The organism is Pseudomonas fragariae (ex Marin et al. 2024) (assembly GCF_059621105.1).
Genome location: NZ_CM184369.1, coordinates 757,104 through 780,155, shown reverse-complemented (window position 1 = coordinate 780,155; position 23,052 = coordinate 757,104). Strand labels below are relative to the sequence as shown.

The 23,052-nt window shown below is 61.6% G+C and carries 21 protein-coding genes; 16 read left to right on the top strand and 5 right to left on the bottom strand.

The window, feature by feature from the left end; translation table 11 throughout:
- The first annotated feature begins 11 nt into the window (after positions 1–11).
- The 4 genes from AC54XV_RS03440 to AC54XV_RS03425 all read left to right on the top strand — a co-directional run bounded on the left by AC54XV_RS03440 (position 12) and on the right by AC54XV_RS03425 (position 4,505).
- The gene (locus tag AC54XV_RS03440) at positions 12–1,112 is read left to right on the top strand and encodes an ABC transporter permease (protein WP_011266556.1); all 1,101 of its coding nucleotides are present in this window, start codon (positions 12–14) and stop codon (positions 1,110–1,112) included.
- A complete protein-coding gene (locus tag AC54XV_RS03435) occupies positions 1,112–2,038 on the top strand; it encodes an ABC transporter permease (RefSeq protein ID WP_003414641.1) in 927 nt (308 codons plus the stop codon). The genes AC54XV_RS03440 and AC54XV_RS03435 overlap by 1 nt, the downstream gene beginning before the upstream one ends.
- 298 nt (positions 2,039–2,336) lie before the next feature.
- A complete protein-coding gene (locus AC54XV_RS03430) occupies positions 2,337–3,026 on the top strand; it encodes an SDR family oxidoreductase (RefSeq protein WP_004408007.1) in 690 nt (229 codons plus the stop codon).
- A 123-nt stretch (positions 3,027–3,149) separates the two neighbouring features.
- Positions 3,150–4,505: an 8-oxoguanine deaminase gene (locus tag AC54XV_RS03425; protein ID WP_496717876.1), complete on the top strand. Its 1,356-nt coding sequence runs from the start codon at positions 3,150–3,152 to the stop codon at positions 4,503–4,505.
- Between the two features lie 111 nt (positions 4,506–4,616).
- Here AC54XV_RS03425 and AC54XV_RS03420 read toward each other — a convergent pair whose 3' ends face one another.
- Positions 4,617–5,720 (bottom strand): calcium:cation antiporter, encoded by a 1,104-nt coding sequence (locus AC54XV_RS03420; RefSeq protein WP_004408004.1) that lies wholly within the window; start codon positions 5,718–5,720, stop codon positions 4,617–4,619.
- 264 nt (positions 5,721–5,984) lie between these two features.
- Between AC54XV_RS03420 and AC54XV_RS03415 the strand changes: the two genes are divergently transcribed.
- The 7 genes from AC54XV_RS03415 to AC54XV_RS03385 all read left to right on the top strand — a co-directional run bounded on the left by AC54XV_RS03415 (position 5,985) and on the right by AC54XV_RS03385 (position 13,090).
- Positions 5,985–6,905, top strand: a complete 921-nt coding sequence (locus AC54XV_RS03415) for a Fe(3+) dicitrate ABC transporter substrate-binding protein FecB (protein ID WP_011266552.1) — start codon at positions 5,985–5,987, stop codon at positions 6,903–6,905.
- Positions 6,906–7,895, top strand: a complete 990-nt coding sequence (gene fecC, locus AC54XV_RS03410; protein ID WP_003393413.1) for an iron-dicitrate ABC transporter permease FecC — start codon at positions 6,906–6,908, stop codon at positions 7,893–7,895.
- Positions 7,892–8,860 (top strand): iron chelate uptake ABC transporter family permease subunit, encoded by a 969-nt coding sequence (locus tag AC54XV_RS03405; RefSeq protein ID WP_496717874.1) that lies wholly within the window; start codon positions 7,892–7,894, stop codon positions 8,858–8,860. The genes fecC and AC54XV_RS03405 overlap by 4 nt, the downstream gene beginning before the upstream one ends.
- A 4-nt stretch (positions 8,861–8,864) precedes the next feature.
- Positions 8,865–9,656 carry a Fe(3+) dicitrate ABC transporter ATP-binding protein FecE gene (gene fecE, locus AC54XV_RS03400; RefSeq protein WP_096127004.1) on the top strand — a complete coding sequence of 264 codons (792 nt, stop codon included), beginning with the start codon at positions 8,865–8,867 and terminating at the stop codon, positions 9,654–9,656.
- 264 nt (positions 9,657–9,920) lie between these two features.
- Entirely contained in the window at positions 9,921–11,015 is a 1,095-nt protein-coding gene (locus tag AC54XV_RS03395; RefSeq protein ID WP_004407996.1) for a BMP family ABC transporter substrate-binding protein, read from the top strand.
- A 77-nt stretch (positions 11,016–11,092) separates the two neighbouring features.
- Entirely contained in the window at positions 11,093–12,058 is a 966-nt protein-coding gene (locus tag AC54XV_RS03390) for a 2-oxoglutarate and iron-dependent oxygenase domain-containing protein (RefSeq protein WP_096127003.1), read from the top strand.
- A gap of 78 nt (positions 12,059–12,136) precedes the next feature.
- Complete coding sequence (locus AC54XV_RS03385) at positions 12,137–13,090, top strand: adenosine deaminase (RefSeq protein ID WP_024641771.1); 954 nt, start codon at positions 12,137–12,139, stop codon at positions 13,088–13,090.
- 159 nt (positions 13,091–13,249) lie between these two features.
- On the opposite strand, the gene AC54XV_RS03380 is transcribed toward AC54XV_RS03385, so the two are convergent.
- Both AC54XV_RS03380 and vimR read right to left on the bottom strand, forming a co-directional pair.
- Entirely contained in the window at positions 13,250–13,942 is a 693-nt protein-coding gene (locus AC54XV_RS03380; protein ID WP_004407992.1) for an ArsR/SmtB family transcription factor, read from the bottom strand.
- A 436-nt stretch (positions 13,943–14,378) separates the two neighbouring features.
- Positions 14,379–15,302 carry a transcription regulator VimR gene (gene vimR, locus AC54XV_RS03375; protein ID WP_004407991.1) on the bottom strand — a complete coding sequence of 308 codons (924 nt, stop codon included), beginning with the start codon at positions 15,300–15,302 and terminating at the stop codon, positions 14,379–14,381.
- Between the two features lie 115 nt (positions 15,303–15,417).
- Between vimR and AC54XV_RS03370 the strand changes: the two genes are divergently transcribed.
- Positions 15,418–16,431: a zinc-binding alcohol dehydrogenase family protein gene (locus tag AC54XV_RS03370; RefSeq protein WP_003431856.1), complete on the top strand. Its 1,014-nt coding sequence runs from the start codon at positions 15,418–15,420 to the stop codon at positions 16,429–16,431.
- A 60-nt stretch (positions 16,432–16,491) separates the two neighbouring features.
- On the opposite strand, the gene AC54XV_RS03365 is transcribed toward AC54XV_RS03370, so the two are convergent.
- A complete protein-coding gene (locus tag AC54XV_RS03365) occupies positions 16,492–17,688 on the bottom strand; it encodes a multidrug effflux MFS transporter (RefSeq protein WP_058823107.1) in 1,197 nt (398 codons plus the stop codon).
- A 137-nt stretch (positions 17,689–17,825) separates the two neighbouring features.
- Complete coding sequence (locus AC54XV_RS03360; RefSeq protein WP_003366461.1) at positions 17,826–18,023, bottom strand: heavy-metal-associated domain-containing protein; 198 nt, start codon at positions 18,021–18,023, stop codon at positions 17,826–17,828.
- A gap of 164 nt (positions 18,024–18,187) precedes the next feature.
- On the opposite strand from AC54XV_RS03360, the gene AC54XV_RS03355 reads away from it, so the two are divergent.
- The 4 genes from AC54XV_RS03355 to AC54XV_RS03340 all read left to right on the top strand — a co-directional run bounded on the left by AC54XV_RS03355 (position 18,188) and on the right by AC54XV_RS03340 (position 22,906).
- On the top strand, positions 18,188–18,568 hold the full coding sequence (locus tag AC54XV_RS03355) for a hypothetical protein (protein ID WP_003318651.1): 381 nt from the start codon (positions 18,188–18,190) through the stop codon (positions 18,566–18,568).
- Positions 18,569–18,637: 69 nt separating this feature from the next.
- Positions 18,638–20,836: a heavy metal translocating P-type ATPase gene (locus AC54XV_RS03350; RefSeq protein ID WP_496717867.1), complete on the top strand. Its 2,199-nt coding sequence runs from the start codon at positions 18,638–18,640 to the stop codon at positions 20,834–20,836.
- The gene (gene cueR, locus AC54XV_RS03345; RefSeq protein WP_004407977.1) at positions 20,833–21,231 is read left to right on the top strand and encodes a Cu(I)-responsive transcriptional regulator; all 399 of its coding nucleotides are present in this window, start codon (positions 20,833–20,835) and stop codon (positions 21,229–21,231) included. The genes AC54XV_RS03350 and cueR overlap by 4 nt, the downstream gene beginning before the upstream one ends.
- Before the next feature lie 533 nt (positions 21,232–21,764).
- Positions 21,765–22,906, top strand: a protein-coding gene (locus tag AC54XV_RS03340) for an IS3 family transposase (RefSeq protein ID WP_239987110.1) whose coding sequence is annotated in 2 segments (ribosomal slippage) — positions 21,765–22,017 and positions 22,017–22,906 — 1,143 coding nt in all. Because the reading frame shifts where the segments join, the coding sequence is not laid out codon by codon here.
- Positions 22,907–23,052: the final 146 nt, after the last annotated feature.

The window sequence follows — 23,052 nt, the reverse complement described above, 5'->3', positions numbered from 1 at the left end:
CGGAGCAAAACATGCTGCTTTCTCTGGAACCGCGCGGCCAGCAATCGCGCGCGATGCTGTGGTGCTCCCCTTTGCTGGCTGCGGTGCTGACCCTGGTCTGCGGCTCGCTGCTGTTCATCGGCCTGGGGCTGAACCCCTGGGTGACGCTGCACACCTTGCTGATCGCACCGGTCAGTGACTGGTACGGCCTGTCGGAATTGATGGTCAAGACTCTGCCGATTCTGCTCTGCGCGCTGGGTCTGGCGGTCGCCTATCAGGCGCGTATCTGGAACATCGGTGCGGAAGGCCAGTTGCTGCTCGGCGCATTGGCCGGCAGTGCCGTGGCGGTGAACATCATCGAGATGGAGAGTCGTTGGGCGCTGGTCATGGTGCTGCTGGCCGGCACCCTCGCCGGCGCGGCCTGGGCGGGCGTGACCGCCTGGCTGCGCACGCACTTCAACGCCAATGAAATCCTCACCAGCATCATGCTCAACTACATCGCCCTCAACTTGCTGCTGTACTTCGTCCACGGGCCGCTCAAGGACCCTGCCGGCATGAACTTCCCGGAGTCGGCGACCTTCGGCGACGCCAGCCGTCTGCCGCTGCTGATGGAGGATGGCCGCGCGCACATCGGCGTGTATTTCGCCCTGTTGGCGCTGGTCGCGGTCTGGGTGTTGCTGCAACGCAGTTTCGTCGGCTTTCAGATCAAGGTGCTGGGCCTGGACAAGCGTGCTGCCGGGTTTGTCGGCTTCCGCGAAAAACGCCTGGTCTGGCTGGCGCTGTTGATCAGTGGCGCGCTGGCCGGGCTGGCGGGCGTATCGGAAGTGACCGGGCCGATCGGCCAGCTGGTGCCGCAGGTCTCGCCCGGTTATGGCTATGCCGCGATCACCGTGGCCTTTCTCGGCCGCCTCAACCCCATCGGCATTCTGTTCTCCAGCCTGTTGATCGCCCTCCTGTATCTGGGCGGGGAAAGCGCGCAAATGACCTTGAACCTGCCGTTGGCAATCACGCAGTTGTTTCAGGGGATGATGCTGTTTTTCCTGCTGGCCTGTGATGTGCTGATTCTCTACCGCCCACGTCTGAAACTGCACTGGGCCAAGCGCCAGATGACACCTGTCACAGGAGCCGCATGATGGATATCGACCTGCTGAGCAACATTTTCTACGCCATGGTCCGTTGCGGAACACCCTTGCTGCTGGTAGCGCTGGGCGAGCTGATTTGTGAAAAAAGCGGCGTCATCAACCTCGGTCAGGAAGGCATGATGCTGTTTGGCGCAGTGATCGGTTTCATCGTCGCCCTGAACACCGGCAACCTGTGGCTGGGCGTGCTGCTGGCGATGCTTGCAGGCATGCTGCTGTCGGCATTGTTTGCCCTGGTGGCGCTGGTGTTCAACGCCAATCAGGTCGCGACCGGGCTGGCGCTGACCATCTTCGGCGTCGGCCTTTCCAGCTTCGTCGGGGCCGCCTGGGTCGGCAAACCGTTGAGCGGTTTCGAACCGGTCGCCATCCCGCTGCTCAGCGACATTCCGCTGATCGGCCGCATGCTGTTTGCCCAGGACTTGCTGGTCTACCTGTCCTTTGCCTTGTTCGCGCTGGTCGCCTGGGCGCTGCTGAAAAGCCGCGTCGGGCTGATCATCCAGGCCGTCGGTGAAAACCCAGATGCCGCCAGCGCCATGGGCTTGCCGGTGTTGCGCGTGCGCACCCTGGCGGTGCTGTTCGGCGGCGCAATGGCTGGGCTGGCCGGGGCTTATTTGTCACTGGCCTACACGCCGATGTGGGCAGAAAACATGAGCGCCGGACGCGGCTGGATTGCCCTGGCACTGGTGGTGTTCGCCAGCTGGCGCGTGTGGCGCCTGCTGCTGGGTGCCTACCTATTCGGTCTGGCCAGCATTCTGCACCTGGTCGCGCAGGGCATCGGCCTGGCGATCCCGTCCAACCTGCTGGCGATGCTGCCATATGTGGCCACCATCATCGTCCTCGTTCTGCTCTCCCGCGACGCCCTGCGCACCCGGCTGTATGCGCCGGTATCGCTGGGCCAGCCATGGCGGGCGGGGCATTGATGGGCTTACACATACCTGATGGATTATCGTGCGACGCTCTGCGTCCGATCCTGAATGCGCGGCGCGGCGTAGATCTGTGACGCAGAGCGTCACGCAGTGCATTCCCACGCCGGAGCGTGCGGAACGATAATCCCGACTATCGTGCCAATGCTCCGCGTCAGGCATCTACCTTGAACGTTTTCGGCTCGCGAAGATTCCAACAGGTCATGGGCAGGAGTACGCTGCAAGGTCGAAACTTTCGAGAGGCCTTGCTGGCACTGCCATGGAGTCTGTCTCTCAATCTGCCAAGGAATCATTCATGACCACTACCAAGAAAACCGCTCTGATCATCGGTGCTTCGCGTGGCCTGGGGCTAGGGCTGGTGCAGCGCTTGACCGAACAGGGCTGGCACGTCACCGCCACCGTACGTGATCCGCAAAATGCCGAAAACCTGAAAGCAGTCGAGGGTGTGCGCATCGAAGCGGTGGATCTGGACGAAACCGCCTCGCTTGAAGTGCTGGTTCAGAAGCTGCGCGGCGAGGTGTTCGACGTGCTGTTCGTCAATGCCGGCATCACCGGTGCGGAACACCAGAGCGCTGCGAAGTCGACCGCTGCCGAGCTGGGGCAGTTGTTCCTGACCAACGCGGTGGCACCGATTCGTCTGGCCGAGCGCTTCGTCGATCAACTTCGTCCCGGCACGGGCGTCCTGGCGTTCATGAGTTCGTGGCTGGGCAGCGTCACTTGCCCGGATGGCGCCAACCTTGCACTGTACAAGGCCAGCAAGGCCGCGCTCAATTCGATGACCAATACCTTTGTCACCGAGCTGGGCGAAAACCGTCCCACCGTGCTGTCGATGCATCCGGGCTGGGTCAAGACCGACATGGGCGGCGAAAATGCTGCCATCGACGTCATGACCAGCACCACCGGGCTTGTCGAACAGCTCAATGCCTACGCTGGCAAAGGCGGCCATCACTTCATCGATTACCAGGGCAAGACGATTGCCTGGTAACCGGCCGCTCGACTAGAATCGCCGTCCTTCGCCGGGGCGTACCTGACCCCGGCAACCCTGGATCAGCAGACAGGGCATCACTGAGCTGGCTAACCTGAACCTGTCTTTCAGAGGAGCCGGCCCATGCCTGCGATCCGTATCTGGTTGAAAAATCCCCTTGCCGTGTTCACTGCCAATGACCTGGACGCCCGTGGCGGTCTGGTGATCGAAGGCGGCGTCATCACTGAAGTGCTGGCCGCCGGGCAGCTCCCGTCAAAGCCCTGCAATCAAACGTTCGATGCCCGTGAGCATGTATTGCTGCCGGGGTTGATCAACACGCACCATCACTTCTATCAAACCCTCACGCGGGCCTGGGCACCGGTGGTCAATCAGCCGTTGTTCCCGTGGCTGAAAACCCTGTACCCGGTATGGGCGCGCCTGACGCCGGAGAAGCTCGCGGTCGCCAGCAAGGTGGCGCTGGCCGAGTTGTTGCTGTCCGGGTGCACGACCGCTGCCGACCATCACTATCTGTTTCCCGACAGGCTGGAACAGGCTATCGATGTTCAGGTGCAGAGCGTCCGGGAGCTGGGCATGCGCGCGATGCTGACGCGCGGTTCGATGAGCCTGGGCGAAGCGGATGGAGGCTTGCCGCCGCAGCAAACCGTGCAGCAGGGCGAGGTGATTCTGGCCGACAGCCAGCGCTTGATCGAGACCTACCATCAGCGTGGCGACGGCGCACAGATCCAGATCGCCCTGGCGCCCTGCTCACCGTTTTCGGTCACGCCGCAGATCATGGCCGAGAGCGCGGCCATGGCCGAAAAACTCGACGTGCGCCTGCACACCCACCTGGCTGAAACCCTCGACGAAGAAGACTTCTGCCTGCAACGCTTCGGCCTGCGTACCGTGGATTATCTGGACAGCGTCGGCTGGCTGGGTCCGCGTACCTGGCTGGCCCATGGCATCCACTTCAACCCCGACGAAATCGCCCGTCTTGGCGCAGCAGGTACCGGTGTCTGCCACTGCCCGAGCTCGAACATGCGCCTGGCCTCCGGCATCTGCCCAACCCTGGATCTGCTCGCTGCTGGCGCGCCGGTGGGGCTTGGGGTCGATGGCTCGGCGTCCAACGACGCATCGAACATGATCCTCGAAACCCGCCAGGCGCTTTACCTGCAACGCCTGCGCTACGGCGCCGAAAAAATCACCCCGCATCTGGTGCTGGGCTGGGCCACCAAGGGCTCGGCGCAGTTGCTGGGACGCACTGATCTCGGCGAACTGGCGGTGGGCAAACAGGCTGATCTGGCGTTGTTCAAGCTGGACGAACTGCGCTTTTCCGGCAGCCATGATCCGCTGTCAGCGCTGCTGCTGTGCGGCGCTGACCGTGCCGACCGGGTGATGATTGCAGGGCAATGGCGAGTGATCGACGGCCAGGTCGAAGGCCTGGACATCAAGCAACTGATTGCCGATCACCGCCAGGCCGCGCGGGAATTGATTCAGGGTTGAGCATGCGGAGCGATACTCTCGACTATCGTGCGACGCTCCGCGTCAGCATGCCGTTCAGGACGCTCTGCGTCCTCTTGCGACGCAGAGCGTATGAGCGATAGGCAATAAGCGCTACAGCCCCAGACACGACAGCATGATGAACGTCGCGAACAGCACGAAGTGGGTCATGCCTTCGATGGCGTTGGTTTCGCCGTCGTTGAGGTTGATGGCGGACACCAGCAGGGTGATGAAGATCATCACGGTCTGCACCGGGGTCATGGCCATCTGGAAAGGCTGGCCGCTGTATAGCGCCATGGCTTCCATCACCGGAACGGTCAGGATCACGGTCGACAGCGATGCACCTAGGGCGATGTTGACCACCGACTGCATGCGGTTGGCCAGCGCAGCACGCAGGGCTGTGAGGATCTCCGGCGCGGCGGAGATGGCGGCTACCAGGATAGCGGTCATCACCGGCGGTGCACCGGTGCCTTCCAGGCCCAGGTCAACCGTCTTCGACATCACTTCAGCCAGCGCACCGATCACCACCACGCCGACAACCAGCGTGGCAATTGAGCGGGTCAGATTGACCGGTTCCGCATGCTCTTCAGCCGGATTGGAGCCCTGGCTCTGACGCTTCTTCTTTTCCGGGTAGCTGTAGCTGAAAAAGTAACTGTGCGGCCCGACCTGCATGCGCAGGAACAGGGTGTAGAGGAGGATCATCGCGCCAATGGTAAACGCCGAATAGATCTTCCAGTCACCCTTGGGAATGAACTCGGGTACGACCATCGACACACCCATCGCGGTGAGGATCATCACGCTGTAGGTGCGCGCCGAATCGTCGTTGTACGACTGCTCGCCGTGCTTGATACCGCCCATCAGCGCCGCAAGACCGAGGATGCCGTTGATGTCGAGCATCACCGCCGAATAAATCGTATCGCGCACCAGCGTCGGCGACGGCTCGTTGCTCATCATGATCGCCAGGATCACCACTTCGACCGTTACCGCCGAGAGCGTGAGGATCATCGTGCCGTAAGGATCTCCGACCTTTTCCGCGAGCATCTCGGCGTGATGCGCAACGCGCATCGAGGCGCAGATGATGAAAGCGACCAGCGCCAGCCCCGACACCAGCGCAACGACCTGACCATTGCCTACCAGCACATGCTCCAGTGGATAAGCGACGAACATGGCAATGATTGCCAGCAACAGAAACTTTTCTTGCTTGAGCAATGCGCCCATTTTTATTCCCCAAACCTTGCGACATCGCCGCGGATGTACGTGAAGGTGGCCAACAGTGAAGGCTGTCAGAGTAGCGTGTGTGACAAAAGGTTTCATAAAATAGCCCGAATGAGAACGGCACTCACGCGTAAATGACTTTTGATCCCGTCGCCGCGATGTGAAATAGTGCCCGCCGTTTTCAACCATAGTGCCCGCCGTTTTCTTCGCGGCCTTCAGGGCGCGCCTGTTTTTCATGATTCCGCTTTGTTAGAAAGGACCTTTGCCATGCGTGCTTTTCGACTTCCGCATCTGCTGGCTTGCGGCCTGCTGACCCTGATCGCGAGCGTCGCCCAGGCCGCGCCTATCGACATCGATGACGGCCAACACAAAGTCCACCTGCCTGATACCCCCAAGCGCGTGGTGGTGCTGGAGTTTTCGTTTCTCGACGGGCTGGCCTCGGTCGGCGTGACACCCGTTGGCGCGGCGGACGATGGCGATGCCAACCGCGTGCTGCCCAAGGTGCGCAAGGCCGTCGGCGAATGGCAGTCTGTAGGTCTGCGTTCGCAACCCAATATAGAAGTGATCGCGCGGCTCAAGCCGGACCTGATCATCGCTGACCTCGGTCGCCATCAGGCGCTGTACAACGACCTGGCCAGCCTGGCGCCGACGCTGATGCTGCCGTCACGCGGTGAGGATTATCAGGGCAGCCTGAAGTCTGCCGAGCTGATCGGCGTCGCGCTGGGCAAAGGGCCACAGATGCAGGCGCGCATCGCGGAAAACCGCCAGCACCTGAAGACCGTCGCCGAGCAGATTCCGGCCAACAGCAACGTGCTGTTCGGCGTCGCCCGCGAAGACAGCTTCTCTGTGCATGGCCCACACTCTTACGCCGGCAGCGTGTTGCAGGCGATTGGTCTGAAGGTCCCGGAAGTACGCAAAAACGCCGCGCCAACCGAATTCGTCAGCCTGGAGCAACTGCTGGCCCTGGACCCGGGCTGGTTGCTGGTCGGTCATTACCGCCGTCCGAGCATCGTCGACAGCTGGAGCAAGCAGCCGCTGTGGCAGGTGCTGGGCGCGGTGCGTAACAAGCAGGTGGCCGAAGTGGATGGCGACAGCTGGGCGCGCAATCGCGGGATCATGGCCTCCGAGCAGATCGCCGACGATGCGCTTGCCGTGCTCAAGGGCGGCAAGGCCGTGCTGAACCCGTAAATGCGCCGCTGGCTGATGGCGGGCGTGATCATCGCGGCCTGCCTGGGATTGTTCTGGGTGTCGCTGTTTGCCCTGTCGTCGTTCAGCATTCGCCAGGTGGATGCCTGGAACGGACTGATCACACAGGGCCGCGAGGGCGGCAATATCGCTTACATCGTCGCGCAACTGCGCGTGCCACGTGCCTTGTGCGCGGCATTGGTCGGTGCCTGCCTGGGCGTGGCCGGCGCGTTGATGCAGGGCATCACCCGCAACCGTCTGGCGTCTCCTTCATTGTTTGGCGTTACCGCAGGCGCCGCATTGGGGCTCGCGCTGTTTTCCACCGGTCTGGTCGCCCTGCCCTTCCCCGGTGGCGCACTGCTGATGACCTGCCTTGGCGGTGCGCTGGCGTGGATCACCGTATTCAGTCTTGGCGGTGCCTGGTCACCCGCCACGGCTCAAGGCCGACTGGTGCTGGCAGGTGTCGCGGTAGCCGCCCTGTGCGCCGCATTGACCCGCCTCACGGTAATTCTCGTCGAGGCGCAGGCGCAAAGTGTCCTCAACTGGCTGGCTGGGTCGCTGGCCAATGTCGGTGCCGCACAATTGCAATTGCTCTGGCCGTGCACGCTGATAGGCGTGGTGCTGGCGGTGGCCTGTGCGCCACGCCTTAACCTGATCAACCTCGGCGAAGACGCCGCGCGTTCGCTGGGCGTGCGTATCGGCGCGTTGCGCCTGCTGGTATTCGTGGTCAGCCTGCTGCTGGTCGGTGCCAGTGTCTGCGCAGTCGGGCCGATCGGCTTTGTCGGCCTGATCGCGCCGAACATCGCTCGCCAATGGCTGGGCAATGACTACCGCTGGCTGATTCCGATCAGCGCCGGCCTGGGCGCGGCCATCGTGCTGGCCTCGGACCTGATCAGCCGCGCCGTGGCCTTCCCGGTGGAAACACCGGCCGGGGTGGTGACGGCATTGATCGGCGCGCCGTTCTTTCTGTTTCTGGCGAGGCGTGCGCTATGAACCACCCGCGCGCAAGGCTGTTGCTGTTGGTGGCGTTGCTGGCACTCGCCCTGCTGCTGGGCCTCAGCGCTGGCACCGTGTGGCTGACACCCGGTGCCGTACTCGATCACCTGATCGCCCACGACAGCAAGGACTTCGAAGTCTGGAATCACCGCCTGCCACGCGGCCTGATCGCGATCATGACCGGCTGCGCGTTCGGCCTGGCTGGCGCCATCGTGCAAGGCGTGATTCGCAACCCGCTGGCCTCGCCGGAAATCCTCGGCGTCACTCAGGGCGCCGGGCTGGCGCTGACCATCGCGATTATCGGCCTGCCGCAGTTACCGGTGTCGGCGCTGCCGTTTGTGGCGTGTCTGGGCGGTGCGGCGGGAGCGCTGCTGCTGGCGTTGTACAACACCGGCGTGCAGTTTTCCGGCGTGCGTTTCGCGTTGTCCGGGGTCGCGATTGCAGTGACGTTGTCGAGCATCACCGAGTTCCTGATCCTGTCCAACCCGCTGGATATCAACACCGCCCTGCTGGCGCTGACCGGCAGTTTGTGGAGCCGCAACTGGCACCACGTTTTGCTGGCTTTGCCGCTTCTGCTGCTGATCCCGCTCAGCCTGCTGCTGGCCAAACCGCTGAACCTGATCGGCCTTGGCGATGAGGCCGCGCAGAGCCTGGGCACCGGCCTCACGCGTACGCGCTGGCTGGCGATGGGCAGTGCCGTGCTGTTGACCAGCCTGGGGGTGGGCATTATCGGCCCGGTGAGCTTCGTCGGCCTGGTCGCACCACACATGGCCCGCCGTCTGGTCGGCGGTCATCATCAGTACCTGCTGCCCGCCTCGATGGTGCTGGGTGCGTTATTGCTGGTGCTGGCCGATACGCTAGGCCGCACGCTGATCGCCCCCAGCGAAGTTCCGGCCGGGATTCTCACGGCGGTGATCGGCGCTCCGTATTTCCTCTGGCTGCTGGCCCGATTCAAAGGTTGATCCCATGACTATTCTGAAGGCGCAGCAACTCGACATCGGCTACGGCGCGACGCGCATCGTGCAAGACCTGTCGTTCAGCCCGCCGCCTGCGCAGGTCACTGCGCTGATCGGCCCCAATGGTTGCGGCAAATCCACTCTGCTCAAGGCCTTCGCCCGAATTCTCACCCCGCAAGCGGGCAGTCTCAGCCTGGATGGCACCGCCTACGGCAAGCTGTCGGCCAACGAGCTGGCGCGCAAGGTGGCTTTTCTGCCGCAAGTACTGCCGATTCCGGAAGGCGTCAGCGTACGCCAGCTGGTGGCGTACGGCCGCAGTCCGCACAACAGCCTGTGGGGACGTCTGAGTGGCGCCGATCAGCACAGTGTCGATCAAGCCTTGCAGCGCATGGAGCTGGACACACTGGCCGAGCGCCCGCTGTCCGATCTGTCCGGCGGGCAACGACAACGCGCCTGGCTGGCGATGATCCTTGCGCAGGACGCGGCCATCGTCCTGCTCGACGAGCCGACCACCTATCTGGACATCAGCCATCAGGTCGAACTGCTGGACCTAATGCGTGAACTCAGCGCCGAAGGCAAGACGGTGATTACCGTGCTGCATGACATCAATCAGGCCTGCCGCTACGCAGACCATCTGGCGGTCATGCAGGCCGGGCGTCTGGTGACCTGCGGCGCACCGGGCGATGTGCTGACGGCCGAGCTGGTCTGCCAGGTGTTCGATGTGCAAGTGCAGATCATGCGCGAACCCGTGGCAGGCACACCGATGTGCATCGTCGAGCGCAGCACGCGCTGCACCAGTTAGCGGCGCAGCCCACAGCGCCTGCACCTTCGCGCTGCACTACGCGTTACACACAAGTCTGTTTTAGATTCTGGCGGAAGGCCCCGGTCGCTCCCACGCCCTGCGGGCAGAAACCTGAAAGTCACATATTCCAGGCTCATCGAAACCTATGTACAACAATAGGCGCGCTGCGCAGGGAAGCAAGCCAGCATCGTAAGTTGTCCTGTTGGTCAGTTAATTGCATTGCTCGGGTAGGCATTCCAACAAGACCGCAAGGAGCTAGACCCGATGCACCTGACCAACCCACGTCGTCCCCTGAAAAAACTGCTGTGCGCCGTCGCCGCCGTTGTCGGCATCGGCTCCAGCCTGCTCGCCTCGGCAGCCGATCCGCTGAAAGTCGGCTTCGTCTACATCGGCCCTATCGGCGACCACGGCTGGACCTATCAGCACGAGCAGGGGCGCCAGGCGATGGTCAAGGCGCTGGGTGACAAGGTCACCAGCAGCTACGTGGAAAACGTGCCGGAAGGTGCAGACGCCGAGCGGGTCATCCGCAACATGGCCAAGGGCGGTTACGACCTGATCTTCAGTACCTCGTTCGGTTACATGAACCCCACCCTGAAAGTCGCCAAGCAGTTCCCCAAGGTGAAGTTCGAGCACGCGACCGGCTACAAGCAGGACAAGAACATGGGCACTTACCTGGCCCGCACCTATGAAGGTCGCTACGTGAGCGGTTACATCGCCGCGAAGATGACCAAGACCAAGAAGATCGGTTATGTCGCCTCGTTCCCGATTCCTGAAGTACTGCGCGACATCGACGCCATCCAGCTGGCGCTGAACAAATACAACCCGGGCACCGAGATCAAGGTGGTGTGGGTCAACTCCTGGTTCGATCCGGGCAAAGAAGCCGATGCGGCCAACGCGTTGATCGATCAGGGCGTGGACGTGGTATTCCAGCACACTGATAGTCCTGCGCCGATCCAGACCGCCGAGCGTCGTGGCGTGTATGCCGTCGGTTATGCCTCGGACATGGCTCACTTCGGACCAAAAGCAGTGCTGACCTCCATCGTCAACAACTGGGGCCCGCACTATATCCAGGCGGCCGAAGGCGCCATCGCGGGCACCTGGAAACCACAGGATTACTGGGGCGGCCTGAAGGAAGGAACGGTCGAATTGCCGATCAGCGACGTGGTGCCTGCTGACGTGAAGGCCGAGGCGCAGAAGATCATCGCCAGCATCGAAAGCGGCGAATTCCACCCGTTCACCGGCCCGATCAAGGACCAGAACGGCACGGTGAAAATTGCTGACGGCGTGGTCGCGACCAACGCCGAGCTGGCGTCGATGAACTACTACGTCGAAGGCATCAAGGCCGAGCTGCCGAAGTAATCAGCCCGCCAGCTGCCTGACCATCGTGCCTGCCGCGCCAGGCACGATCATCGACACTTCCCTTTCAGGACCGGTTAATGGACCAGCTTCCCGTCATCGACATCGCCCCGCTCTACGGTACGGACACTCAGGCCTGGCAGGATGTCGCCCGGCAAATCGACAGTGCCTGTCGGGCGTGGGGCTTCTTTTACATCAAGGGCCACCCGATCAGCGCGCAACGCATCGAACAGGTGCAAGCGGCGGCAAAGGACTTCTTCGGCCGGCCTGCAGCTGAAAAGCTCCTGATCGACATCACCCAAAGCACGCACCATCGCGGCTACGGCGCCATCGCCACCGAACAACTGGACCCCAGCCTGCCGAGCGACCTCAAGGAAACCTTCGACATGGGCCTGCACCTGGATGCCCGTCATCCCGACGTGCTGGCGGGTAAACCGCTGCGTGGGCCAAACCGGCATCCGGACATTCCCGGCTGGGAAACCCTGATGGAGCAACACTATCTGGACATGCAGGCGCTGGCGCAAACCCTGCTGCGCGCCATGACCCTGGCACTGGGCATCGAGCGCGATTTCTTCGATCAGCGCTTCAAGGACCCGGTCAGCGTGCTGCGCATGATTCATTACCCCCCGCGTGGTACGGCGACCTCAGCCGAGCAACAAGGCGCAGGCGCGCATACCGATTACGGCTGCATCACCCTGCTGTATCAGGACACGGCGGGCGGCTTGCAGGTGCGTGATGTGCGTGGCGAATGGATCGACGCGCCACCGCTTGACGGTACCTTCGTGGTCAATCTGGGCGACATGATGGCGCGTTGGAGCAACGATCGTTATCTGTCCACGCCGCACCGGGTCATCAGCCCGCTCGGGGTTGATCGCTACTCCATGCCGTTCTTTGCCGAACCGCACCCCGACACGCGCATCGAATGCCTGCCCGGTTGCCAGAGCGACGATCATCCGGCCCGCTATCCGGTGACCACCTGCGCCGAATTTCTGCTGTCGCGCTTCGCGGATACCTACGCTTATCGCCGCGAACAGGAGGCAAGTTGAACGTTCGGTCAGGTTTTACCCTGCGCAGCGACGTGCATCTGTAGAATGCCCGGGATCTGCACCTGATGAGAAAAGAATATGTACGACTGGTTGAACGCCCTGCCCAAGGCAGAACTGCACTTGCACCTCGAAGGCTCGCTGGAACCCGAGTTGCTGTTCGCCCTGGCCGAGCGCAACAGGATTGCCCTGCCGTGGGATGACGTCGAAACCCTGCGCAAGGCATATGCCTTCAACAACCTGCAGGAATTCCTCGACCTGTATTACCGGGGCGCAGACGTATTGCGCACCGAGCAGGACTTCTACGACCTGACCTGGGCCTACCTGCTGCGCTGCAAGGCACAGAACGTTATTCACACCGAACCGTTCTTCGATCCGCAAACCCACACAGACCGTGGCATCCCGTTCGAAGTGGTACTGGCCGGGATTACCGGTGCGCTGAAAGACGGCAAGTCGAAGCTGGGCGTCGACAGCGGCCTGATCCTGAGCTTCCTGCGCCACCTGTCCCAGGAAGAGGCCGAAAAAACCCTCGATCAGGCGCTGCCGTTCCGTGATGCGTTCGTCGCCGTAGGCCTCGACAGCTCGGAAATGGGTCACCCGCCAAGCAAGTTCCAGCGTGTGTTCGATCGCGCGCGCAACGAGGGCTTCCTGACCGTGGCCCACGCCGGAGAAGAAGGTCCGCCGGAATACATCTGGGAAGCACTGGACCTGCTGAAGATCCAGCGCATCGACCACGGTGTGCGCGCCATCGAAGACGAGCGGCTGATGCAGCGCATCATCGACGAACAGATCCCGCTGACCGTCTGCCCGCTGTCCAACACCAAGCTTTGCGTGTTCGACGACATGGCCCAGCACAACATCCTCGACATGCTCGAGCGCGGCGTGAAGGTCACCGTCAATTCGGACGACCCGGCCTACTTCGGTGGCTACGTGACCGAGAACTTCCACGCGCTGTACACCCACCTGGGCATGACCGAAGATCAGGCCAAACGCCTGGCGCAAAACAGCCTGGATGCACGACTGGTCAAGCCCTAGAGAGTGATTGAGCGGCTACCCCCATCGTTCCTCACGCTCCGCGTGGCAATGCCTTTCGCGACGCTCTGCGTCGCAAGAGGACGCGGAGCGTCCGGAACTGCATGCCTACGCGGAGCGGTGGCACGATGTTGGTGGAGCGAGCAACACCCACCGCTCCAGTCAGGCCGCCGCTGCGATCTTGCTGATTTCCCGCTGCCCACTGGATGAGACCTGCAAGGTGCTGGACTCTTCAGTGGTGCGCAGCCAGCCCATCTGAATGAACAGCTGCAACAACCCCGCCCCCAGCGCGCCGCCCAGATGCGGATTGCGATCGTTCCACTTCGGACAGACACACACCGTTTCACGCTTGCGTTGCGCCAGTGCGGGTATGTAGATGCCGCGTTCGGCAAATCTGGCCACCCCCTTGCTGGTGACCTCGACGCGCTTCTCCTGCTGTTCTATCCAGCCGGCTTCCAGCAGGCGCTGATAAAGCTCGGCAGCCATTTCGCCACCCAGATGATCGGAGCAGATTCTTGCACGGCGCAGCGGCAAGGGCGGCCGAGGCTGGGCAAAGCGACGATTGATCTGTTCAGTACTGGCCAGCGAGGCACAGGCCAGCGCCTCGACCGCGGCCCCCACTTCCGGCGCAGCGAGGCGAAAGAAACGCTTGCGGCCGCGAACCTCCTGTTTCAACAGACCACCGCTGGTCAGCCGCGCCAGATGAGCGCCAGCAGAAGAAGTCGAGAGTCCCGCCAGGATTGCCAATTCGTCGGCAGGGCGAGCAGTACCATCCATCAGTGCCCAGATCATTGCGCTGCGCTTGGGGTCGGCCAGCAAAGTTGCGATCTGGCTGATGCAAGGTCCGTATTCCATGTGTTCACTCCCTGTTGAAACATTCATCTATGGTGATGACTGGGTGAAAGCAATCACGCCTCGGTAGAGTTCAACGTGGCTCTTATATGTAATGACAAGTATAAACTCTATGCCCCGCGCGCCCGCTGGGTGAAAAGCGCCTCCTACACACTGCGGGCACACCACGACGTAAAAAATCGCCCAACTGTGGCGCACTCCTTCAACACCAAGTTGTACCCGCGACTACGCCGCAACCCCTCTATACAAGGGGTTTGCAGCGACACTTCAAAAGGGGATTAAAAAGACAAGCGTAATGGCTATGACAAAAATGCCAAATCCACTCAACAACAGTCAGTTTCAACTTTGTCCCGACAGTGAAACTTCACGTTATTGAAATGCCTTTGAAAATTATATTTTCCGACACTTCCGAAGGCTATTTCCTACCGGGACGCGGCGATTAAAACAAGTTTGCGGACGACAGACCTACAGCATGTTGCTTACACCGTGACCTGAGCATTTCCAGTAACAGAATGACAGGCTTACTGAGTTGCGCCCGATGCGCGCACAACAGGTTCAACGGCGCCCGCTCCCCGACCAGGTCAGGCATCAACACTTTCAGGTGCCCGGCCCGCACATCTGCGGCCACGTCCAGCCAGGATTTGTACGCCACACCTTCACCTGCAACCGCCCAGCGGCGCACGACGTCGGCATCGTCGCTGAACCGGTTGCCGCTGACCGTCAGACTGATTTCGCGCTTGCCGTCGTTCAGCGTCCAACGGTCATGAACGCGATCGCCGAGCATGAACAGCAAGCAGTTATGCTGCGCCAGTTGCTCGACCTGATGCGGCTCGCCATGACGCTGCAGGTAACTCGGCGCCGCACACAATACCCGGCGGTTGTCAGGCAACACTGGCAGTGCGACCAGGCTGGAATCTTCCGGCTCGCCGTAGCGCAGCGCCACGTCGACAGGCTGGCGGAACAGATCGGCAATACGATCACCCAGCAGCAGACGCACGGTCAGTTGCGGATGCTGCTGTTGAAATTCGTCGAGCCACGGCAACAGCACGTTGCGCCCCAGGTCCGACGGCGCCGAGAGTTGCAGCACGCCCTCGCAACGGTCCTGGCTGCTGGCCAGCAAGCGCCGCCCCTCCTCGAGGCTGCCCAGTGCAGCGCGGGCGTATTCCAGAAACCCCTCACCTTCGGCGGTCAGGCGCAGGCTGCGCGTCGAACGGGCCAGCAAGCGCGTCCCCAACTGCCGTTCAATACGCTTGAGCGCCGCGCTGGCAACCGCCGCAGACATGTCCATGACCCGCGCTGCGGCAGAAAGGCTGCCCAGATCCGCCGCACGTACGAATAACTGCAAGTCATCAAAACGCAGCATCATGCCCTCGTATTATCAAAATAAAATTGAAAGAGCCTGCCGTTTTAGCGGGTTTTATCTTTACTGGAAATAGCCAATGATCTCTTCATCACTTTTTCTTTGGAGAGGCCCTGACATGAAAGCCATTGCGTACTACCAGTCCCTGCCCATCAGCGACGTGAAATCATTGCAGGATATCGAGCTGCCCGAGCCGGTGGCTGGCGATCGCGATTTGCTGGTCGAGGTCAAGGCCATCTCTGTAAACCCGGTGGACACCAAGATCCGCCAGAACGTCCAGCCTGAAGACGGTGCAGGCAAGGTGCTCGGCTGGGACGTGGCGGGTGTGGTGAAAGCCGTCGGCAGCCAGGTCACACTGTTCAAACCGGGCGACAAAGTGTTCTATGCCGGTTCCCTGACCCGGCCAGGTGCCAACAGCGAGCTGCACGTGGTGGACGAACGCATCGTCGGCCACATGCCGAAGACCCTGAGCTTCGCCCATGCCGCAGCGCTGCCGTTGACAGCCATCACCGCCTGGGAACTGCTGTTCGAGCGATTGCAGATCCCGCAGCAAAAAGGTGAAGGCGCACACAGCCTGCTGATCGTCGGCGCCGCCGGTGGCGTGGGTTCGATCCTGACCCAGCTGGCGCGCAAACTGACATCGCTGAAGGTCATCGGCACCGCCTCGCGGCCCGAGACCGAAAGCTGGGTCAGCGAACTGGGCGCGCACCATGTGCTGGATCACAGCAAGCCGCTGAGCGAAGAACTCAAACGCGTCGGCCTGAACCACGTGACTCATGTCGCCAGCCTGACCCAGACCGAACAGCATCTGGATCAGCTCGTCGAAGCGCTCAAGCCACAAGGCAAACTGGCGCTGATCGACGATCCCAAGTCGCTGGACGTGTCGAAGCTCAAGCGCAAGAGCCTGTCGCTGCACTGGGAATTCATGTACACGCGGTCGATGTTCGAAACCGAGGACATGATCGAGCAGCACAACCTGCTCAACCGGGTTGCCGAGCTGATCGACGCCGGGACGCTGAAGACCACCTTTGGCGAGCACTTCGGCACCATCAATGCCGAAAACCTGCGCCGCGCTCATGCCCTGCTGGAAAGCGGCAAGGCCAAGGGCAAGGTCGTACTGGAAGGTTTCTGAGCGGTCTGAAGTCGAGGGTGTCAGTCACGCCCGGCGCGACTGACACCCTCGCTTTGGCGATCAGGCGGTCTGGAGCGATGCGTCGCGCCGGGCCTGCGCACGTCGCGTCAGCACCGAGAGGCCCACGGTCAGCACGCCACACAGGCTGATGACCAGCGCCATCGGTGTGGCCGTGCCGTCATGCAGCAAACCCACCAGACTGGCAGCGACGGCGGCAACGCTGAATTGCAGACAACCCAGCAACGCCGAGGCACTGCCCGCGCGTGCCCATTGGCCATTCATGGCGCAGGCCGACGCATTGGGGATGATGCAGCCCAGGCTTGCCACACAGATGAACAGCGGCACCAGCAGCGGCCACAGCGCCTCGGTGCGCAGCCCGCTGATTGCCAGCAATACCAGCCCGGCAGCCAGATAAATCCAGACCGTGCGCGACAGCAAAAACGCCGGGCCGGTCTTGCGCAAGATACGCGCATTGATCTGCGCCACCAGAATGAAGCCCGCCGCATTCATCCCGAACAGCCAGCCGTAGTGCTCGGCAGGCACGCCATACAGTTTGATGAACACAAACGGCGAGCCTGCGACGTAGGCGAACATCCCGGCCATGGCGATGCCGCCGGTCAGCGCGTGACCGATGAACACACCGTCCTTGAACAGATTGAGGTACTGGCCCAGCGCGCCGCTCAATGGCTGACGCGGTGTGGTGGCCGGCATGCTTTCCGGCAACCCCAGCGCAACCGCCGCCAGGCAGGCACCGCTGAACAGGGCGAGGCTGACGAAGATCGATTGCCAGCCAAAGGTACTGACCAGCACACCACCCAGCATCGGGGCCAGAATCGGTGCCAGGCCCATGACCAGCATCAGTTGCGAGAAAACCTTGGCCGACTCGACGGCATTGCACTTGTCGCTGACGATGGCGCGTGACAAGACCATCCCGGCACAGCCGCCCAACGCCTGCACGAAGCGCGCGGCAATCAGCCATTCAAGACTCGGCGCAAAGGCGCAGGCGACCGAGGCAAGCATGAACAGGGTTACGCCGACCAGCAGCGGAATGCGCCGACCGAACCGGTCAGCCACCGGGCCATAGGCCAGTTGCCCCAGGGAGAGTCCCAGAAAGTAGGCCGCCAGGGTCAGTTGTACGTGTTTTTCATCGGTCCCGAAATACGAGGCCATGGCCGGAAAGCCAGGAAGATAGAAGTCGATGGCCAGAGGGCCGAAGGCGCTCAATGAGCCAAGGATAAGGATCGTTCGTAGATTCATCGGGTGTCCATTCACAGATGCAGAGCAACGGGCTAGTTTACCCGGCTTACCTTGCAGAGAACGACGAACGGGGGAATTAATTCAAAACTTTTCAATGTTTACAGACCGGGAGACCGCATCGATCTCCCGGGGCAGGGTCATGCCGGCTGTGCCTGATAACCCTCTTCGCTGATCAAACTGACAATCCGCTCGGGCGACAGGCTGCTTTGCACCTTGACCTGCTTGCTGGCCAGTTCGACCTGAACATCGGCACTCGGGTCGTCATGTTTGATGGCCTCGGTCACCGCGCGAACACAATGCCCGCAGGTCATGCCTTGAACGTTGAATAACTGCATGCTGTCACTCCTTCAGTGATGAACAGCGAGCATCTTCAACCTTGTCATCATGGCAAGGTCAAGTTTCTGCCATTGCTGCCGGGCTGGCATTCGGCGTAATCGTGAGCCAAGCTGAGTGATCGACACCTATACCGTCAGCCACATTTACATCAGGAGTATCAGCGATGCGCTGGTCAGCAGTCAGCCTCTTCAGCATTCTCGGTTTCCTGGCTATCACACCTGCCACTCAGGCGGCTCAGGACTACGGCATCCTGATCATTTCCCGAGAGCGCCTGGAAGTCGCGACTTCCTGCGAGATCGGCATCTACGTCCAGGACCGTCTGGCCGGCAGGCTGTATCAGGAAGACTCGGTGTCCTTCAACCTGCCTGCCGGTGAAGTCTCGGTGCGGCTGAGCACCCTGCGCGGCAATGTCGTGGGCTGTGAGCCCGGCATGGAAGCGCCGCGCAGCACCAAGATCCAGCTGCGTGCGGGGGATATTCTCAAGTACCGCATCGCCGCCGACCTGAACGGGATGTACCTCAAGAAAGCCGACCTCAACTATTGATTCGCGCTTGACCTTGCCCGTATGGCAAGGTTGATCCTTGCAGGTAGCCAGCCTCAGGGAGTGATTCACATGCAAGACACCACCACCTTCGACCTGCCGATCAGCGGCATGACCTGCGCCAGTTGCGCAGGTCGGGTCGAGCGTGCCCTGGCCAAAGTGCCGGGGGTCAACAGCGTGACGGTCAACCTGGCCAATGAACGCGCCCACGTAGACACCGCAGCGCACACCGATCCGCAAACCCTGATCGACGCCGTCAGCCGTGCCGGTTATAGCGCCACGCTGAACCAGGATCGTCACGCCGAAGCCGACCAGAAAGCCCGTCACCTGCACCACGAGCGCTGGGCCTTGCTGCTGGCCATCGTGCTGGCGCTGCCGTTGATCCTGCCGATGTTGTTGTCACCGCTGGGCGTGCACTGGATGCTGCCTGCGTGGGTGCAATTTGCGCTGGCGACGCCGGTGCAGTTCATCCTTGGCGCACGTTTTTACGTAGCCGCCTGGAAAGCCGTGCGCGCAGGTGCCGGCAATATGGACCTGCTGGTCGCGATCGGTACCAGCGCCGGCTACGGCCTGAGCGTCTATCAATGGCTGCACGCTGCGCCCGGAACGACGCCGCACTTGTATTTCGAAGCATCGGCGGTGGTTATCGCGCTGGTGCTGTTGGGCAAATACCTGGAAAGCCGCGCCAAGCGCCAGACCGCCAGTGCCATCCGCGCCCTCGAAGCGCTGCGCCCGGAGCACGCCCTGCGGGTAGTCGATGGCCTCGAACAGGGCGTCGCGATCAGCGCGCTGCAGCTCGATGATCGGGTGCTGGTCAAACCCGGCGAGCGCTTTCCGGTGGACGGCGAAGTGGTCGAAGGCCGCAGCCATGCCGACGAAGCGCTGATCACCGGTGAAAGCCTGCCGGTGGTCAAGCAACCGGGCGACAAGGTCACCGGCGGGGCAATCAATGGCGAAGGCCAATTGTTGATCAGGACCACCGCGCTGGGCGCGGAAACGGTGCTGGCGCGCATCATTCGTCTGGTCGAAGACGCTCAGGCAGGCAAGGCCCCGATCCAGAAGCTGGTGGATAAAGTCAGCCAGGTGTTCGTGCCCACCGTGCTGGTGATTGCCTTGTTCACACTGGCCGGCTGGCTGCTGGTCGGTGCCTCGCTGGAAGTCGCGCTGATCAATGCCGTCGCCGTACTGGTGATCGCCTGCCCTTGCTCCCTGGGCCTGGCGACGCCGACAGCGATCATGGCCGGGACCGGCGTGGCAGCGCGTTACGGCATTCTGATCAAGGACGCCGAAGCGCTGGAACGGGCTCACGAGGTCGATGCAGTGGTGTTCGACAAGACCGGCACGCTGACTTCGGGCACGCCGCGTATCACTAACATGAGCGCGGTGCTGGGCAATGAAGAACACCTTCTGCAACTGGCGGGCGCGCTGCAACGCGGCAGTGAACACCCCTTGGCCAGAGCGGTGCTGGATGTCTGTCAGGAATGGCAACTCAAGCCTGATGCCGCGCAAAACAGCCGCGTCCTGAGCGGTCGGGGCATCGCCGGCACCGTTGAGGGCCGTGAACTGGCGCTGGGCAATCGACGCTTGCTGGAGGACAGCGGCCTGCCGATGGGCGATCTGGCCGAGTCCGCACGCATCTGGGAAGCCGAGGGGCGCACGCTGTCCTGGCTGATCGAGCAGGCTCCGGAGCCGAAAGTGATCGGTATGTTCGCCTTTGGTGACACGCTCAAGCCTGGAACCGATCAGGCGATCAAAGCGCTGAATGCGCGGGGCATCAGCAGCCATCTGCTGACCGGCGATAACCGGGGCAGTGCTCAGGTGGTTGCCAGGGCATTGGGCATACACGATGTGCATGCCGAAGTGCTGCCTGCCGACAAGGCAGCCACCGTCACCCAACTGAAAAGCCTGCATGTGGTGGCGATGGTCGGTGACGGCATCAACGATGCTCCGGCGCTGGCGGCAGCGGATGTCGGTATCGCGATGGGCGGCGGGACCGATGTCGCCATGCATGCAGCGGGTATCACCCTGATGCGCGGCGACCCGCGACTGGTTCCGGCAGCCCTGGACATCAGCCGGAGGACCTACGCGAAAATCCGCCAGAACCTGTTCTGGGCGTTCGTCTACAACCTGATCGGCATTCCCCTCGCGGCACTGGGCTATCTCAATCCGGTATTGGCGGGCGCGGCGATGGCGCTGTCGAGCGTCAGCGTGGTGAGCAATGCGCTGCTGCTGAAAACCTGGAAACCCCGCGACCTGGAGGACGCACCATGAATATCGGTCAGGCGGCGAAAAACAGTGGCTTGAGCGCGAAGATGATCCGCTATTACGAGTCCATCGGTTTGCTGCAAGCGGCCCATCGCAGCGACAGCGGCTATCGCCTGTACAGCGCGGACGATCTGCACACGCTGGCGTTCATCAAGCGCTCAAGGGACTTGGGGTTTTCGCTGGAAGAAGTCGGCAGACTGCTGACCCTCTGGCAGGACCGCCAACGGGCCAGCGCCGACGTCAAGGCACTGGCCCGTCAGCACATTGCCGAGCTGAACCGCAAAATCGACGAACTGGCGAGCCTGCGCGACACGCTTCAGGAACTGGTGGAACACTGCCACGGCGACGACCGCCCCGACTGCCCGATCCTCAAGGACCTGGCATCGGGCGGGTGTTGCTAGCCACTTCCACAAGGGTCTCACTGCATCCACTCGATGGAGCGCCTGCACGCACTCCCGTGGGAGCGAGCTTGCTAGCGAAAGGGCCGGTACAGCCTTCGAAAACAGTGCGCCTGATACATCGTCTTCGCGAGCAAGCTCGCTCCCACAAGGGGCTTACTGCATGCAATCGGCGGAGCGCCTGCCACACGCACTTCCTGTGGGAGCGAGCTTGCTCGCGAAAGGGCCGGTACAGGCTCCGAAAACAGCGCGCGTGATACATCGTCTTCGCGAGCAAGCTCGCTCCCACAGTGGTCTTACTTACTGCATCACTCGACGGAGCGCCTGCCACACGCACTCCCTGTGGGAGCGAGCTTGCTCGCGAAAGGGCCCGTACAGGCTTCGAAAACAGTGCGCCTGATACATCGTCTTCGCGAGCAAGCTCGCTCCCACAAGGGGCTTACTGCATGCAATCGGCGGAGCGCCTGTGATGTGGCCTAATCATTCCGGACACACCCAAAGGAGCGGTACCCTACCGCTCAACGATGAGGTGTCCGATGTCAAAACGTCAGTTTCCAACCGAGTTCAGACTTGAGGCTGCCCGCCTTGTTCTTGATGCCAATTATTCAACCGCTCAGGCCTGCGAGGCTATGGGTGTCGGGGCAACAGCACTGCGCCGCTGGGTTGAACAGTTAAGGCAGGAGCGCGGGGGAGTAACGCCTGAAACGGCTAATGCCATGACCGCTGAACAACAACAGATCCAGGCTCTGCATGCCAAAATTCGCAAGCTTGAAATCGAGAAGGAAATCCTAAAAAAGGCTACCGCTCTCTTGATGTCCGATTCCCTCGATCGGTGATTCTGATCGAGAAGTTGAGTGAGCGTTTTACTGTGACTGACTTGTGCCGTGTGTTTGGAATGAACCGCAGCCGGTATTACGACTATCTGAAGCAGCGGGATCGAGTTGATCCCGACAGAGAACGGCTCAAGGTCGAGGCGATTCAATTGCACACTCAAAGTCGCCGATCAATGGGAGCTCGCAGTTTGTCAGCGGCCTTGAAAGCCCGGGGTGAGCAGGTTGGCAGGTTTTTGGCTGGTCGTCTGATGGCCGAGGCGGGTTTGCAAAGCTGTCAGCGTCGACCGAGGCCTTATCGGCATAGCGTCGTGCAATCCCGATTCGCCGAGAATTTGCTGGAACGCCAATTTGAAGTATCAGCCCCCAATCAGGTCTGGTGCGGAGATATAACGTATATCTGGGCTGGTACGCACTGGGTATATCTGGCGGCTGTGCTTGACCTGTACGCCAGGCGGATAGTGGGTTGGGCGATTTCCAGCACACCAGACTCAACGTTGACTTGCAAGGCGCTGGCATTGGCTCATGAAGCTCGAGGAAAGCCACACAAGGTCATGTTTCACTCCGACCAAGGCTGCCAGTACAGTAGCGAGATGTTCCGCACTAAACTTGAGTCGCTCGGTATGCAGCAGAGCATGAGCCGTCGCGGAAACTGCTGGGACAATGCCCCGATGGAACGCTTTTTCGGCAGCCTGAAGTCCGAATGGATACCGAAAAAGGGCTATCGGAACGAGGAGGAAGCACGCCCTGATGTGCTTCGTTACGTAATCCATCACTACAATCAGGTCAGGCTGCACAGCTACAACGAATACCGCACGCCAGTGGATCAGGAAAAAATGGCGGCGTAGCTTCTATAACTGTGTCCGGAATCAGTTGACCAGATCACTGCCACACGCACTTCCTGTGGGAGCGAGCTTGCTCGCGAAAGGGCCGGTACAGGCTCCGAAAACAGCGCGCGTGATACATCGTCTTCGCGAGCAAGCTCGCTCCCACA